Origin of the sequence: Streptomyces fulvorobeus, from assembly GCF_013167895.1 — a bacterium.
Lineage (GTDB): Bacteria > Actinomycetota > Actinomycetes > Streptomycetales > Streptomycetaceae > Streptomyces > Streptomyces fulvorobeus.
This window is the reverse complement of record NZ_BLWC01000001.1, coordinates 6219838-6236562: the sequence shown is the minus strand read 5'-3', so window position 1 is coordinate 6236562 and position 16725 is coordinate 6219838. Positions and strand designations below refer to the sequence as shown.

At 74.6% G+C, this 16725-nt stretch carries 6 protein-coding genes and 2 pseudogenes; 1 reads left to right on the top strand and 7 read right to left on the bottom strand.

Annotation, left to right across the window (positions count from 1 at the left end):
• Positions 1-32: 32 nt before the first annotated feature.
• The 6 genes and pseudogenes from Sfulv_RS30915 to Sfulv_RS31645 all read right to left on the bottom strand — a co-directional run.
• Positions 33-4796: pseudogene (locus Sfulv_RS30915) on the bottom strand (amino acid adenylation domain-containing protein); the annotation flags it as partial.
• Positions 4787-9670, bottom strand: coding sequence for a non-ribosomal peptide synthetase (locus Sfulv_RS28215; RefSeq protein WP_173317251.1), 4884 nt, complete (start codon positions 9668-9670; stop codon positions 4787-4789). The gene Sfulv_RS28215 and the pseudogene Sfulv_RS30915, both read right to left, overlap by 10 nt.
• A 95-nt stretch (positions 9671-9765) precedes the next feature.
• Positions 9766-12459, bottom strand: coding sequence for an amino acid adenylation domain-containing protein (locus Sfulv_RS28210; protein WP_173317250.1), 2694 nt, complete (start codon positions 12457-12459; stop codon positions 9766-9768).
• Positions 12460-12576: 117 nt separating this feature from the next.
• Entirely contained in the window at positions 12577-12867 is a 291-nt protein-coding gene (locus tag Sfulv_RS28205) for an acyl carrier protein (RefSeq protein WP_173317249.1), read from the bottom strand.
• A 181-nt stretch (positions 12868-13048) separates the two neighbouring features.
• On the bottom strand, positions 13049-13789 hold the full coding sequence (locus Sfulv_RS31810; protein ID WP_175607143.1) for an AMP-binding protein: 741 nt from the start codon (positions 13787-13789) through the stop codon (positions 13049-13051).
• Positions 13790-13875: 86 nt separating this feature from the next.
• Positions 13876-14784: pseudogene (locus tag Sfulv_RS31645) on the bottom strand (AMP-binding protein); the annotation flags it as partial.
• A gap of 1164 nt (positions 14785-15948) precedes the next feature.
• Here Sfulv_RS31645 and Sfulv_RS28190 point away from each other — a divergent pair.
• A complete protein-coding gene (locus Sfulv_RS28190) occupies positions 15949-16467 on the top strand; it encodes a hypothetical protein (protein ID WP_173317246.1) in 519 nt (172 codons plus the stop codon).
• On the opposite strand, the gene Sfulv_RS28185 is transcribed toward Sfulv_RS28190, so the two are convergent.
• Positions 16415-16672, bottom strand: coding sequence for a transposase (locus tag Sfulv_RS28185; protein ID WP_173317245.1), 258 nt, complete (start codon positions 16670-16672; stop codon positions 16415-16417). The genes Sfulv_RS28190 and Sfulv_RS28185 overlap by 53 nt on opposite strands.
• Positions 16673-16725: the final 53 nt, after the last annotated feature.

The window sequence follows — 16725 nt, the reverse complement described above, 5'->3', positions numbered from 1 at the left end:
ACGTCGAGCTGCCCGAGCCGCAGGCCGGGCTCGCGCGTCACGGTGCGCAGCAGCGCCACGAACCGCTCCGCCAGGGACCGCGCGGTCGTGCGGTCGAACAGGTCGGGGCGGTAGCGCAGGGACGCGTCGAGCCCGGTCCCGTCCGCGGCGGCCGTGCTTTCGGTGAAGGTCAGTTCGACGTCGGTGTGGGCGGTGCCCTCGGCGGTCGGCAGCAGTTCCACGCGCACTCCCGGCAGGTCCAGGAGGTGGTCGAGCGCTCCCTCGGCCGCGTTGTCGAAGGTGAGCATCGTCTGCACGAGCGGGTGCCTGCTGGGCGAGCGGGCGGGGTTGACCGCCTCCACCAGCCGCTCGAAGGGCACGTCCTGGTGGGTGTAGGCCCGCAGGTCGGTCTCGCGCACCCGGTCAAGCAGTTCGGCGAAGGCCGGGTCCCCGGAGGTGTCCGTGCGCAGGACCAGGGTGTTGACCAGGAAGCCGACGAGGTCGGCGGTCTCGGGCCGGTCGCGGCCCGCCGACGGGGTGCCCACGGGGATGTCGGCGCCGGCGCCGAGCCGGTGCCACAGGGCGGCCAGGGCGGCGTGGAGGACCATGAACGGGGTGGCCCGGTGACGGGCCGCCAGCGCCCGCACGTCCCGGTACAGTCCGGCGTCGACACGGAAGGCGACCCGCTCGGCGTAGGCGGGGGGCGTCGTCGGGCGCGGCCGGTCGTAGGGCAGCGCGAGTTCGTCGGGCAGTCCGCGCAGCTCCTCGGCCCAGTGGGCGACGCGGCGGTCCACCGGATCGCCCGCGTCGTCCCCGGCGTCGCGGTGCTGTCCGAGCAGGTGGGCGGCGGGGCTGGGGGCCGGGGTCGGCCAGCGGGGCGCGCGGCCGGCGGCGCGGGCGCGGTAGGCGGCGGCCAGGTCCCGTGCCAGCGGCCCCATCGACCAGCCGTCGGCGGCGATGTGGTGGATGACCAGGAGCAGGACGCGCTCGCCTTCCGGGAGCGTGAACAGGGTGTGCCGCAGCGGGGTGTCGACGGCCAGGTCGAAGGGGCGGCGGACGGCTTCGCGCACCAGGGCGTCGAGTCGGTGGGCGGCGGGGACGAGGGCCGGTGCGGACGGGACCCCTGCGGCCAGGACGACCTGGTGCGGCCCCTGCTCGTCTTCGCGGAAGACGGTGCGCAGGCTCTCGTGCCGGGCGGTCAGGTCGCCCAGTGCCGCGTGCAGGGCGTCGACGTCGAGGTCGCCGGTGAGCCGCAGCGCGACGCTGATGTGGTAGCCGCCGGCCTCCCTGTCGTAGCGGTTGAGGAACCACAGCCTGCGCTGGGCGGGCGACAGCGGCAGCCGCTCTGGCCGCGCCTGCGGGTCGCGGTGTGGCTCGGGCCGCGCCTGCGGGTCGGTGTCCGGCGCGGGCGGCGCCGGGACTCGCGTGCCGGGGGTCTCGCCACGGGTGAGCTGGGCGGCGATCTGCGGATCGGCGAGGAGGTCCGCGACGGTGCGGTGGTCGAAGATCGTCCGGATGTCGAGCCGCAGTCCGAGTTCGGCCCGGATGCGGCCGGCGAGCCGGACGGCGAGCAGGGAGTGGCCGCCCAGGGCGAAGAAGTCGTCGTCCAGGGTGGTCTCGGGCACGCCGAGCACTTCGGCGAACAGGGCGCACAGGGCGGTCTCGGCGGCGGTGCGCGGTGCCCGCCCCGCGGAGGCGGTGCCGTACTCGGGCGCGGGCAGCGCCCTGCGGTCGAGCTTGCCGTTCTCGGTACGCGGCAGCTCGGGCAGGACCACGATCGCGGCCGGGACCATGTACGGCGGAAGTGTCGCGGCGAGGTCGCGCAGGGCGGCCGCCGGGTCGAAGCCCGCGGCCGGTCCGCCTTCGGGGACCACGTAGCCCGTCAGCCGCCTGTCCCCCGGCTCGTCCTCGCGTACGACGACGGTGGCGCGGGCGACGTCGGCGCGGGTGGCGAGGGCGGCTTCCACCTCGCCCAGCTCCACCCGGAAGCCGCGCACCTTGACCTGGTCGTCGGTGCGGCCCAGGCACTCCATGATCCCGTCGGGCCGCCAGCGCCCCAGGTCCCCCGTGCGGTACATCCGGGCGCCCGGCTCGTCGAACGGGCAGGGCAGGAAGCGCTCGGCGGTCAGGCCGGGCCGCCCGTGGTAGCCGCGGGCCACGCCGACGCCGGAGACGTAGATCTCCCCGACGACGCCGACCGGCACGGGCTGGAGCAGGTGGTCGAGGACGAACATGTGGTTGCCTGGCAGCGGGCGCCCGATCGGCAGCAGGCCGTCCGGCACCTCGTCACCGGGTTCGAAGAGCAGGTCGGAGCAGTTGACGCTGGTCTCCGACGGCCCGTAGTCGTTGAAGACTCTGGCCCTCGGGTGGCGTGCGCGCCAGCGCTCCAGCATCTCACCGGTGAGCGGTTCGCCGCCGAGCACGAGCGTGCCGGGGCGCTCGCCGGTGGCGTCGAGGACGCCGGGCAGTTCCTCCAGGAGGGCGACGTGGGAGGGCGTGCCCTTGACGAAGGTGACGCCGGAGCCCTGGGCGTGTTCGTCCAGCTCCGCGAGGAGGAGGGTCCCGCCGGAGATCAGCGTGGTGAACAGGGCGGTCACCGTCAGGTCGAACGCGACCGGGGAGTGCAGCAGCGACACCCCGGCCGCGTCCGGGTAGCGGTCGCGGGAGCGGACGGCGTGCGCGGCCAGCGAACCCCGGCTGACAGCCACGCCCTTGGGGCGGCCGGTGGAGCCGGAGGTGTAGAGCACGTAGGCGAGGGTGTCGGCTCCGACCGGGCGCGGCCGCTCCCGGTCGGCCACCCTCCCCTCGGGGGCGCGGGCGAGTTCGTCCGCGGGGCCGGGCAGGTCGACGCAGAGGATCTTTCGCCCCGGCGCCTCGGGCACCAGGTGGGCGTGGGCGGAGGTGGTCAGGACGAGGGCGGGGTTCCCGTCGCCGAGGAGCAGCCCGATCCGTTCGGCCGGGTAGTCCACGTCCACCGGCAGGTAGGCCGCTCCGGCCTTGAGCGCCCCCCACACTCCGGTGAGCAGGTCGGCGCCGCGCGGGAAGACCAGGCCGACCAGGTCCTCGGCCCCGAGCCCGCGGGCGATGAGGAAGCGCGCCATGCGGTTGGCGCGGGCGTCGAACTCGGCGTAGCTCAGGTTGGCTCCGCCGTCACCGCCCTCGACCAGCGCGAGGGCGTCGGGGGTGCGGTCGACCTGCTCCTCAAGCAGGGCGACGGGGCATTCCCGTGCGCTCGCCGCCTCACCGCGCGCCCAGTCGCCCAGCAGCGTGTCGTGTTCGCCCGGCAGCAGGACGTCCAGCCGGCCCGCCGGGGTGTCGCCGGACGTCGCCATGGCGTCGAGCACCTGCTCGAACCGCGCCGCCAGGTCCTCCACCCACTGGGGTGTGAAGAGGTCGGGGCGGTGGATGAAGCGGAGTTGGAGGTCGGGGGCGGGGCCGATGGTGACGCTGAGGGGGTAGTGGTTGCCGTCGTGGCCGCGCGCCCCGTGCAGCCGGAGCCCGTCGCCCCCGCCCAGGCCGTCGGCGGCATCCAGCGGGTAGTTCTCGAAGACGAGCGTGGTGTCGAAGAGGTCGCCCGCCCCGAGTCGCTGCTGCACCTGCGCCAGGGGGAGGAACTGGTGGTCCAGGAGGGCGGCCTGCTCCCGCTGCACGCGCCGGACGAGTGCTTCCAGCGGTTCGGCGGGGTCCAGGACGACGCGCACCGGCACGGTGTTCATCAGCAGGCCGACGATCTCCCCCGCGCCGGGCAGGTCGGTGGGGCGGCCGGAAGCCGCGATGCCGAAACTCACGTCGTCCCGGCCGGTGAGCCGGCCCAGGAGGAGCCCCCACGCGGTCTCGGCCACCGAGTTGAGCGTGACGCCCAGGCGGCGGGCCCAGGCGGTGAGGCGGGACACGACATCGGGGTCCATGGTGCGGTGGTACGGGAGCGGGGCCGCACCGTCGCGGGGGGCGTCCGGGGCGATCAGCGAGGGCTGGAGCCCGGCGAGCGCCTGTTCCCACGCGGCGAGGGCCGTGTCGGCGTCCTGCCCGGCGAGCCAGGCGAGGTAGTCGCGGTACGGCCGTGCGGCGGGCAGGGCGGCGCCGTCCGCCCCGTACAGGGCCATGAGGTCGCGCACCACCAGCGGCAGCGACCAGCCGTCCAGTACCAGGTGGTGATTGGTCAGGGCCAGCACGTGCCGGTCCGCCGCCATCCGTACGAGCAGGAAGCGCATCAGCGGCGGCCGTGCGAGGTCGAACCGGCGGGTGCGCTGCCCGGCCAGCAGCGCGTCCAGCCGCCGCTGCCGCTCCTCCCCGGTCAGGGCGGACAGGTCGTGCTCCTCCCAGGGCACCGGCGTCCGGGCGGCGATCGCCTGGCTCCACTCGCCGGAGCGGCGCTGGAGGAACGCCGCGCGCAGCACGTCGTGCCGGTCGAGGACGTGCCGGGCGGCCTCCCGCATACGGGCGCTCGACAGCTCGCCGTGGAACTCCAGCGCCAACTGGCCGACGTAGACGTCCTCCGCCGCGTCGTCGAAGGTGCTGTGGAAGAGCAGCCCCTCCTGGGCGGGCGCGAGTGCGAGCAGGTCGGCGATCTCGAAGTCCGCCGCCGCCTCGCACTCCTCGATCCCGTCCTGGTCAAGGTCGCCCGCGCCGGTCTCCGAGGGGATCAGGCCGGCGCTCCCGGCGGCGCCGGCCAGGGCGGTCAGCTCGTGCAGCGCCTTCTCCCACTCCTGTGCCAGCGCGGTGAGCCGCGCCTCGGACAGGCAGCGGGCGGAGGCGTTCCAGCGCGCCGCGAGGACCGGTCCCCGCGGGCCGTCCTCCAGGAGGACGGTCAGCTCCACCTCGTGCGCGAGCGGCAGTTCGGGCGGCTGCGGGACGACGCTGTGGCCCGCGAACGCCCAGGCCCCGGCGGACTCTGCGCCCCCGGCTGGCTCCGTGCCCCGGAGGGCTCCGTACTCCCGGCGGTGAGGGTTTCGGCCACGGTGACCCGGCCGAGATAGTTGAAGCCGAACTGCGGGCGGGGCAGCTCCCGGCCGCCCTCCCCCAGGGGGGACGCCGCGCCGCCGCGGCGGAGCAGGTCGTGGCCGAGACCGGCCTCCGGCACGGTGCGCAGCCGCTCCTTGGTCTCCTTCAGCAGCCGTGCGGCCCCGGATCCGGGCCGCAGGCGCACCGGGTGGACCGACGTGAACCAGCCCACGGTGCGGGAGAGGTCGATGCCGGGCAGGAGCGCGTCCTGGCGGCCGTGGCCCTCGGTCTCCACCACGAACACGGGCCGGTCGCCCAAGGTCCGCGACGCGGCCAGCGCGTAGGCGGCCAGGAGCAGTTCGCCGGTGTCCGCGCGGAGCGCCGCGGGCGCGGTGCGGACGAGCGCGTCGGTCAGGTCGGGCGGCAGGCTGTGCGCGCGCTCGCGTGCCGTGCCGTGGGTGTCGGCGTCGGGGTCGAGCCGCGTCTCCAGGGCGACCACGTCGCCGTCCGGGTCGTCCAGCCCCGCCAGGGTCGCGCGCCAGTGGGGGAGCCGGCCGGTCACGGCGGTCTCGGTGGCGCGTCGTGCGATCCGGGTGGCCCACTCCCGCAGGGAGGCGCCCTCCGGCGGCAGGGGCGTCGTCGTGGCGGGGACGGCGGCCGCGGTCCATGCCTGGCGGAGGTCGTCCGCCAGGATGCGCCAGGAGACGCCGTCCACGCTGAGGTGGTGGGCCACCAGGACCAGCAGGCCGCCCCGGTCCGTCCCCCGGTCCAGCCAGGCCGCGCGCAGCACGGCTCCGGTGCTCGGGTCGAGGGCGTCGCGTGCGTGCTCGGTCTCCCGCTCCACCGCCTCCCGCAGCGCCGCGCCTTCGAGTCCGGCGGCGTCGCGGCAGCGCAGCAGGTCGGCGGCGGCGACCGTCCCCGGTTCGGCCACCACCAGGCCGTCCGGCGATCCGTCCCGGTCCGCGGCGGTGCGCAGGCGCAGCGCCCCGTGGTGGTCGATCAGTGTCTGGAGCACGCGCCGGATGTCGTCGGCTGCCGCGTGCGCGGGGGTGGTGAGGACCACCGACTGGTGGAAGCGGTCGGCGCCGCGGGCGCGCATCGACCCGGTCCGGGCGACGAGCCGCGCCGCGGCCGGGACGTAGGGCAGCGGCCCGCTCGGGGCGAGCGCCTCCGGCGCGGGGCGGTCCGCGTCCTCGTCCGGTCCGGCGGACCGGGCGGCGGCGGCCAGCCCGGCGGCCGTGGGGTGCTCGAAAAGGTCGCGCACAGTGAGGTGCAGTCCTGCTCTGCGGGCGCGGCCGACGAGCTGGATGCTGACGATACTGTCGCCGCCGAGGGTGAAGAAGCCGTCGTCCGCGCCGACTTCGGGCACTCCCAGCACCTCGGCGAAGAGCGCGCAGAGCAGTTCTTCCTTCGGTCCGCTGGGAGCACGGCGGCCCGCGTGGCGGCCGAAGTCGGGCGCGGGCAGGGCGCGGCGGTCGAGCTTGCCGTTCGGGGTGAGCGGCAGGGCGTCCAGTTCCACGAGGGCGGCGGGCACCATGTGGTCGGGTAACCGGACGCGCAGCCGCTCGAGGAGGGCGGCCGGGTCGGCGGTGGCGCCGACGACGTAGCCGACCAGGCGGGCGGGGGCGGCAGCCCGCTCGGGCGTCCCGTCCGGCCCTTCCACGAGAGTGACGGCCGCCTCCCGGACTCCGGGGAGGTCCAGCAGCGCGGCCTCCACCTCGCCGGGCTCGACCCGGAAGCCGCGCACCTTCACCTGGGCGTCGGCCCGGCCCTCGTAGACCAGTTCGCCGTCGGCGGTCCAGCGCATCAGGTCGCCGGTGCGGTACATCCGCTCCCCCGGCCGCCCTTGCGGGCAGGCGACGAACCGTTCGGCGGTGGCGGCCGGCCTGTCGCGGTATCCGCGGGCGACGCCGGGCCCGCAGACGTACAGTTCGCCCGTCACGCCCGGAGCGACCGGGCGCAGGCGGGCGTCGAGGAGCAACACCCGTACGCCCGCCACCGGTCGGCCCACCGGCACGGGTCCCGAGGGCGCGTCGGCGTCCGGGGTGATCCTGTGCTCCAGGCAGTTGACGGTGGTCTCGGTGGGCCCGTAACTGTTGAAGACGGTGGTGGCGCCGTGGCGGGTCCGCCAGCGGTCCAGCCGTGCGCCGATGAGTTGCTCGCCCGCCAGGACGACCGTTCCGGGGGCCGTGGAGCCGCCGAACTCCTCCAGCAGCGCGAGGTGGGAGGGCGTGGCCTTGACGAAGGCCGGGCGCTCCCGCTCCCACTGGGCGATCCCGGACTCGTCGAGGTCCCCGACCTGGATACGCCCGCCCGCGGCCAGCGGCCCGTAGAGGGAGACGACCGTGAGGTCGAAGGCGACCGGGGAGTGCAGCAGGACCGCGCCGCTCAGCGCGTCGCCGTAGGTGTCCAGGGCACGTTCGACGAAGGCGTCCAGCGCATCCCGCGTCACGACGACGGCCTTGGGGCGGCCCGTCGAACCGGAGGTGTAGATCGTGTACGCAGCGTTGTACCCGGCCACCGGGCGTGCGAGGTCGGCGCCGTGCTTCGGGAAGGGGGTGCCGTCCTTCGGGAGGGGGGCGCCTGCCGCCAGTTCCCTCTCGGCGTCCTCCTCGCCCAGGACCAGCGTGGCGCACCCGGCCGCTCCGGGGAGCGTACGCAGCCGCTCGGCGTCGGTCACCAGCAGAGCCGGGGCGGAGTCCGCGAGGGCCCATCGGTTGCGGTCGGCGGGGTGTCCGGCGTCGAGCGGGAGGTAGGCGGCGCCGGCCCGCAGGATCCCCAGCAAGGTGGCGACCAGCTCCGCGCCGCGGGGAAGGAGCACGGCGACGAGGTCCTCGGCGCCGACGCCGCGTGCGGCCAGGGCCGCGGCCACCCGGCCGGCGCGGGCGTCGAGTTCCGCGTAGCTCCAGACCCGTCCGGGCTCGACCACCGCGGGCGCGTCCGGTGTGCGGGCGGCTTGGCCGGCGATCCTCGCGGCGACCGGTTCGGGGCGGCTGTTACGGGTGCGGGCGGTGCCGGTCCCCCACGCACGCACGAGGCGGTGCTCGGCGGCGTTGAGGACGTCGAGGGTCCCGACGGGCCGGGCGGGGTCGTCGACCATCGCGGTCAGGACGTCGAGCAGGCGTTCGGTGAGCCGGTGCGCGGTGGCGGCGTCGAACAGGTCGGCGGCGTGGACGAGGGCCCCCTCCAGAGCCCGGTCCGGCCCGTCGCGGTGGGTGAAGTGCCAGGAGAGGTCGAACTTGGTCTCCCCCGACTCCACCGCCTCGACGCGGTCGGCCAGTCGGGGGAACCGCGCCCGGCCCCGGTCCTGCTCGGGGCCGTTGAGGATCAGCATGACCTGGAAGAGGGGGTGCCGTGCGGTGGAGCGGACGGGGTTGACCGCGTCCACGACCCGGTCGAAGGGCACGTCCTGATGGGCGAAGGCATCCAGGTCGCCGTCGCGCGTCCGGGCCAGCAGTTCGGTCGTGGTCGGGTCGCCCGAGACGTCGGTGCGCAGGACGACGGTGTTGACGAAGCAGCCGACGAGTCCGTCGAGCGCCTCGTCCGGGCGGCCGGCGACCGGCGTGCCGAGCGGGATGTCCGATCCGGCCCCCATCCGGCTCAACAGGACGGCTATCGCGCTCTGGAGCACCATGAACGGGGTGGCGCCGACGCTCCCGGCCAGCTCCGCCATCCTGGCGTACAGGGCGGGCGGCACCTCGAACCGAGCGACCCCGCCCCGGCGGACCGGCTCCTGCGAGCGGGGGCGGTCGGCGGGGAGCCGGATGTGGTCCGGCAGCCCGGCCAGGGCCCGGCGCCAGTAGCCGATCCCCTCGGCCTGCGCGGCGGCGCGCTCCCGGCTCCCCCGCTCCCACAGCGAGAAGTCGGCGTACGTCACCTCGGGCGGCGGGAGGACGGGGGCGCGTCCCGCGAGCCGGGCCGTGTAGGCGGTGGCGAGGTCGCCGATCAGGGGTCCCATCGACGCGCCGTCGGCGGCGACGTGGTGGACCAGCAGCAGCAGGGCGTGCTCCTGCTCGCCGGTGCGGTAGAGCGTGGCGCGCGCCGGAAGGTCCCGCGCGAGGTCGAAGACGTGGCCCGCGGCGGCGCGCAGCTCCCCGGCGAGCGCTTCGGGGGCGACATCGAGCACCGGCATCGTGAGCCGGTGGCCGCCGGGGGGCGCGATGTGCTGCTCGGGTGCGGCCGCCGCCGCGTCGTCGTCCGCCGCGCGCCGCAGGGTGGTGCGGAGCGTCTCGTGCCGGTCCACCACGTCGCCCAGCGCGGCGTGCAGCGCGGGGACGTCCAGCGGTCCGTCCAGGCGGAGGACGGTCGGGATGTTGTAGGCGGCCGACGCGCCGTTGAATTCGTCCAGGAACCACAGCCGGCGCTGCGCGGACGAGAGCGGCACCCGCTCCGGGCGGGGTCGGACCGGGCGGACGCGGTCGTCCGTCACCGCCCCGTCGCCCAGCTCGTCCGCGAGGCGGGCGACGGTCGGGGACCGGAAGATCTCCCGTACGGTGACCGCCTTGCCCAACCGGCCACGGATGCGGCTCGCGAGCCGGGCGGCCAGCAGGGAATCGCCGCCCAGGGCGAAGAAGTCGTGGTCGGCGCCCACCTCTTCGACGCCCAGCACCTCGGCGAAGAGCGCGCAGAGGGCCTCCTCACGGGCGTCGCGCGGCGCCCGTCCGGCGGTCGGGGGCGGGGTGACGGGGGCCGGCAGCGCCGCGCGGTCCACCTTGCCGTTGGCGGTGCGCGGGATCTCCGCCAGCTCCACGAAGGCGGAGGGGACGAGGTGGGCGGGGAGCCGGTCGGCGAGCGCCTTGCGAAGGCGCTCGACGTCCAGTCCTCCCTGGTGTGCCGGGTCGGGCGTCAGGTAGCCGACGAGCCTGCGGTCGCCGGCCGTTCCTCGTGCACGGTCACCAGGGCCTGGGCGACGCCGTCGAGTTCGGCGAGGGCCGCCTCGACCTCGCCCGGCTCCACCCGGAAGCCCCGGATCTTCACCTGGTCGTCCGCCCGGCCGACGAACCTCAGCACGGTGCGGCCGTCGCCGGGCACCCGGCGCACCAGGTCCCCGGTCCGGTACATCCGCTCGCCCGTCCCGGCGTGCGGGTCGGCGACGAACCGGGCGGCGGTGAGGCCGGGGCGGCCCAGGTAGCCGCGGGCCAGGCCCCTGCCGCGCAGGTAGAGCTCTCCCGTCACCCCGTCGGGCACGGGCCGCAGCGCGGCGTCCAGTACGTACGCGTCCACCCCGGCCTCGGGGTTCCCGATGTCCGGCGACCGGTCGTCTCCGGCCGCGCACCGCCCGGAGGTGGCCTGGACGGTCGCCTCGGTCGGCCCGTAGACGTTGAACATCCGCCGGCCGGGCGCCCACCGGGCGATCAGCGAGGGCGGGGGCTGCTCGCCGCCGGTGACCAGGTCGGTCAGGTCGGGGAGGTCACCGGGGGGCAGGGTGGCCAGTACGGCGGCCGGGGCGAGGGCCGTGGTGACGCGCCGGTCGCGCAGGAACGCGGCCAGCTCGTCGCCCGCGAGGCCGTGCGGCGGGATGACGAGGCAGCTCCCCGACGTCAGCGCCATCACGAGTTCGGCGACCGCGACGTCGAACCCGAGGGCCGCGAGCTGCGCCACCCTGGAGCCGGGGCCCAGTCGGTAGCGTGCGATCTGCTCGGCCGCCAGGGCGGCGATGCCCGCGTGGGTGACCACGACCCCCTTGGGCCGCCCGGTCGAGCCGGAGGTGTGGACGACGTACGCCGGAAGGTCCACCGGGAGGGTTCCGGGCGCGGGCACGTCGGCCTCGGCGCACCGCGCCCCGGCGTCGAGGAGTTCCTCGGCCGGCACGCGGGGGCAGTCGGCGGAGGCGGGCTCGGTCCCGGCCCCGCCGACCAGCAGGGCGGGGCGGGCGTCGCGCAGCAGGAAACCGATGCGCTCCGCCGGGTACTCCGGGTCGATGGGGAGGTAGGCCCCCCCGGCCCGCTGGACCCCGAGGATCAGCGCCGCGAGCTCGACGCCCCGCGGCACCGCGAGGGCGACGATGCTCTCCGGCCCCACGCCCCGCGCGGCCAGCCGCCGGGCCACCCTCTCGGCGTGGGCGTCGAGTTGGGCGTACGTCCAGGTGGCGCGGTCCGAGGAGACGGCCGGGGCGTCGGGGGTGCGGGCGACCTGCCGGGCGAAGAGTTCGGGCAGGGTCCGGGCGCGCAGGTCACGCCGAGGGCTCCGCCCGGAGGCCGACGTCCCGGCCTCCTCCTCCGCGCCGAGCAGGCGGGTCCGGCCCAGGGGGGCCTCGGGGTCCTGCCCTATGCGCGTCAGGAACTCCGCGAGCCGCGCGGCCAGCGAGGCCACCGCGTCCGCCGAGTGGAGCAGGGGGTTGGCGGCGAGGGTGATCTCCAGCTCGCGGCCGTCCCCCGGAGTGCCGAGCAGGCTGACGACCAGGTCCTCGACCGGTCCGGCCGAGAGCTGGTGCACCGGCGCCAGGCAGTCGCCGAGATCGAGCACCGGGGCGAACGCCATGACGTTGACGAGCGTGGTGGCCGGTGACGCGCCGTGCGGTCCGAGCGCCCGGCCGATGTCCTCGGTGCGGTGGCGCTGATGGCGCAGTGTGGTGCTGATCTCGGCCGCGGTCAGCTCCAGCAGCGCGTCCATCGACATGCTCTGCCGCACGGGCAGGCGCAGCGGTACGACGTTGGCGAGCATCCCCGGTGTGCGCACCGCGGCGGGGGTCACCCTGGCGGTGACGGGGAGGCCGACGACGACCTCCTCCCCCGGCGCGAGACGGCTCAGGAAGGCGGCCACCGCGGCCGTGGCGTACACGGGCCAGGGACGGCCGCTCCGGTCGGCCTTGCGGCGCAGCGCGGCGGATGGGGCGGCGGGCAGGCGCACCGTGCGGCGCAGTTCGCCGGGCGCGGCCGGCGCGGTGGTATCGGCAAGGCTGGTGGGGCGCGGGAGGTCCGCGAAGCGGTCGCGCCAGTGGTCGGCGTCCGCGCGGTGGCGGGCGGAGCTCCGGTAGGCGTGGTCCTCCTCGACGAGACGGGCCAGCGGCGCGAACGCGCAGGGGGACGGTCGCCGGCCGGTGCGCAGCGCGCGGTAGACCGCGGCGAGCCGGTCCAGGTAGAGCGCGGCGCCGTAACCGTCCAGGGCGAGGTGGTGGTAGCGCAGGTGAAGCAGGACGCGGCCGCCGCCGAGCGGGATCAGGGTGTGGCGGCAGGTGTCGCCCGCGGCGAGGTCCCAGGGTCGCGCCCGCTGCCGGTCCATCCAGTCCAGGGACGCGGAGCGGGAGGGGGCACCGCCGCTCGGGTCGGCGTGGAAGAGGCGGGTCTGGGTGCTCGGCGGCCGGGCGAGGACGTGCTGCTCCAGTGCGCCGTCCGCGTCCTCCTGGAAGGCGGTGCGCAGCGCCTCGGTGTCGTCGACGGCGCGGCGGATCGCCTCACTCAGCACCTCCTCCACCACGTGGTCGAGTTCGAGGTAGAGGCCGCAGGTGTAGAGCCTGTCGTCCGAACGCAGGCGCTGTGCCGTCCAGATCCCGGACTGGGCCGAGGTGGCGGCCAGACGGTGTGCTGGGGACTCCAACATGCTTCTCCCGCTCTCGGACTGAAGGGGTGTCGGCACGCCCGGACGCGCGGCGGCGTCCGCACGCACGAGTGCCTGGGCACGTGCGTGTGCGTGGTGGGGGCCGGGGACCGGCGGCCGTCAGCGCACGGTGCGCGAGGCCAGCCGGGCGGTGAGCCCGTCGATCGTCGGCTCCTGCCAGAGCAGTCCCAGGTCGCATTCGACGCCCAGGTGCTCCTCCATGACGCCGCACAGGGCGGTGCCGGTGACGGAGGTCATCCCGTAGTCGGTGAGGGGGACGTCCGTGGCGAGCGAGGAGGCGGGGACGCCGAGGCAGTCGGCGCACTGCTCGCGCAGCCACTGCCGCAGGGCGTCGGGGTCGCCGGGAGCGAGCGGGGAGGGAGGCGGGGATGAGGGCGGGGTCAGGGACATGCGGGGAGGACCTCTGTCTTCGGTGGGCGCCCGGGCGGTCTTCGGCGGGCGCAGGTCGGTCTTCGGTGGGCGCACGGCAGGTCTTCGGGACGGCGTCCCCGGTCGGCCCTCGTCCGGCGGGCCGGGGCCTCGGGGATCGCGTCGCGGCGCGGTCGGGGAGCGGATCAGAGCGGGGTCACGGTCATGTCAGGGGCGGGAGGGTGCCGTCGCGGTCGTCCGCCTCCCGGAGCGCCGCCAGGAGGCGGTGGGCGCCGGGGTCGGCGTGGACCTGAGCGAGTTCCCCGGTGGTGAAGAGCCGGGCGGTCAGACGGCGTTGGACCTTGCCGCTGCTGGTGCGCGGGATGCGGCCGCGTCTCACCAGCACCACTCCGGCCGGGGCGAGGCCGAATTCCCGCGCGAGCGTCGCCCGCAGGGCCGTCACCAGCTCGGGGCCCTGCTCGGGCCGGATGGACGGGCCCACCTCGTGGGTGACGACCATGGCCTCGCCCTCCTCGGTGGGGAGGGCGAAGGCGGCCCCGATCGTCCCGAGTTCGGGGTGGCGAGCGCGCAGTTCATGCTCGATGTCGTGGGGGTAGAGGTTGCGGCCGTGCACGATGAGGAGTTCCTTGATGCGGCCAGTGACGTACAGCTCGCCCTCGTACAGGGCGCCGAGGTCGCCGGTGCGCAGCCAGGGTCCGGAGCCGTCCGCGTCCATGACGAACGTCTCGGCGGTCGCCTCGGGTTTCTGCCAGTATCCCCTGGCGGTGCTCGCGCCGCGCACTCTGATCTCGCCCACCCCGTCGCCGGTGACGGGCTTGCCGGTCGCGGGGTCGACGACGCGGATCTCCAGGGACGTGGGCCGGCCGCAGGAGACGACCTCGCGGGAGGGGCGTCCCGCGGCGGCCTCGACGAAGCGGTGGTTCTCCAGTTCCGCGACGTCCACCCGCCGGGTGCGCAGCTCCCCGCGGACAGGGAGACCAGCAGGGTCGCCTCGGCCAGTCCGTAACAGGGGGTTGTGGCGTGCGGGTGGAGTCCGGCCGGGGCGAACTCCTTGGCGAAGGCGCGCAGCGTCTCGGCCCGGACGGGCTCGGAGCCGTTGGCCGCCCGGCGCCAGCGCGACAGGTCGAGCCGGTCCATCTCCTCGGGCTTCACCCGCCGTACGCAGTAGTCGTACGCGAAGTCGGGCGCTGCGGAGAAGGCGAGGTCGAAGCGGTCGATCAGCGTCAGCCAGAGGGACGGTCGGCGCAGGAAGGCGCTGCCGCTCATCAGCACGGCGGCTCCGCCGCTGAACAGTGCCGGGCTCAGCAGTCCGAACAGCCCCATGTCGTGGTACATCGGCAGCCAGCCGCCCAGCCGGGAGCCGGCTCCCAGCTCGAAGCCGGTGAGCAGGCTGCGGACGTTGTCGGCGAGCGCGCCGTGGGTGACGACGACTCCCTTTGGGCTGCCGGTGGAACCGGAGGTGTACTGGAGGACCGCCACGGTGTCGGCCCGGATCTCCGGTTCCCGCCACATGTCGGGGTCGGCGTCGCCGGGCAGTTCGTCGACGGAGAAGAGAGGCAGTGCGCCCAGGCCGGTGCGGTCCGCCCACTCGCGGACGTCCGCTTCCGTCTCGGAGACAGTGAGGACGGCGCCCGCCTCGGCGTCGTTCGCGATGCCGACGACGCGTGCGGCCTCCAGGGAGGTCCCGGTGGGCAGGGGTGCGGGGACGGCGACCATGCCCGCGTAGAGGCACCCGGCGTAGGCCGCCGCGAACTCCTCGGACTGCGGGAAGAGCAGCAGCACGCGCGCACCCGTGCCGAGCCCGGCCGTGCGGAGGAGGACGGCGACGCGGCGGGCGGTGGCGTCGAGCCAGGCGTAGCTGCGCAGCGCCTCCTCGCCCTCGTGCTCCGGGTGCCGGACGAAGCCGACGGCCTTGCGCTCGGGGTCGGCCTCGGCCATGGCGGAGATCGCGGCCACCAGGTGGGGGCCGGTCAGCGGATCTACGGGAGGACTGCTCACAGCAGCGGCCCTCGTCTCCCGCCGGGGCGCGGCCTCATGCCCGCGGCCGACTGGTACGGCGGGCTCCCGTGCCTTCGGGCCGCCGGACCGGCGGGGGCGCCGCTGCGGACGACCAGGGTCGCCGGCGGCGTGGACTGCGGTTTCCGGCACACCTGCCGGACGGCTAAGTAGTGCGGATCTTCGTGTTCGTACACCCTCTGCTGACCTCCCCCGTAAAGCGGCGGATTTTACAGGTCGTGCGCACGTGCTGATCCTGATGGAAAACCATGCGCCGATTCGCCCACGCGGGGATTCGGATCGCTCGACACACCATACAGGGCTGATCCTCTTTTGAGAAAGGATCGCTCTCTTTTACTCGAAGTCCTGCGTGAAAAGAATGGAAAAGCTTTCCCGCCATGCTAAACCACACACCACATACGTGCGATACGGCGACGGCTGCACCGCAGGCAACGATAACCGCCCCTTTGTCCGCTTCTCCTCTTCATGCCGCCCCGAGGGACGCACCGAGAAACTGTATACACAGCTTCGATCTCGCCACAAGAGCCTGCCGGAGAAAGGCCCTCTTGACAGAAGGCCCACCCTCCTTCACCGGTACAGTGCGGCGATTTCGCTGGGCATCGGGGTATTCGGGACATGATGGAGCAAGTCTTACGGAGCGACCGCCTCCATTCTTCGCCAGGGGCCGGGACGCACACCCGGAGCACATTCGGCGCGCGGACTTCCGGATTACTTCACCGGCAAGAAATGTTCAGTGCAACCCGGACCGACGAAAAAGGGAGAATGCCTCCCACCGCAGACCATTCTGAGGTGAAGCCCGAAGACGGTCCCCGCCACGGTGGCTACACGTCGGAGCTGTCGGGACGGCCGCAGAGCGATGACGGCCCGCGCGCGCCTGCGAAAGGAATTGCGGCGCGGCCGCTGTCATAGCAGTGACTCTTCCGCTCGGGACAGTGAGGTTTTCTCAGCGAGATGATCTTCGCGAAGCTGCGCGAACCGCTCGATTCCGGATGGGTAGGGCAGATAGGCCCCGATCGTGCAGAGACGTGCAGCCCCTGGTAGGACGGTTCTCACCACAAGATCGTCTGTTGAACCAGAGGCTTCACGTTGGTCACCTATGCTGCGACGCTGCACTGCCTGGCCAGGGACGCCGGCGTCTCGCAGGCCACCGGCTACCGCTACCTGCACGAGGGCATCGACGTCCTCGCAGCCCAAGCCCCGGACCTGCGCGAGGCGTTGGACCGCTGCCGCGCCGAGGAGATGAGTCACGTGATCCTCAACGGCACGCTCGTCCGGAGCGACCGCCTCGCCGGCACTCGGGACAGCGGCAACGATCTGTGGTTCAGCCAGAAGCACAAGAGCGTCGGCCGCAACGTCCAGTTCCTGTCCGCCGCCGACAGCACCCCGCTGCGAGTCTCCGACGCCGAGCCGGGCTCCACCCCGGACATCACCGCCGCCCGGGGGCACGTCTTGCCCGCGCTCTACAAGGCCGCCGCCGACGGCCTACCGACTCTGGCCGACAAGGGCTGCACCGGCGCAGGCATCGGCCTCCGTGAGAAAGCCGTCGCTTTTTTCAGGATCTCGATTGTCTGCTGCTGTTCGCGAACCACCTTGCGCAACGCTTGAGCTCCTCGCGCTCGGCGCTGGTCAGCTCACCGGACTCGCACTCGCCCCGGTCCGCCTTCGCCCGGCGGTACCAGCCACGCAGAGACTCGGAGCTGATGCCGAGCTCCCGGGCGACGGCGGTGACCGTCCTGCCCGAAGAGTCGACGAGCGCGATCGCGTCCCGCTTGAACTCCTCGGTGTACCGCTTCGTGTACGTGCTTCCCACCTGGAGCTACTTCCTCTGGAACCTCAAGATCCCAGCCTCCAGGTGTCCACGAT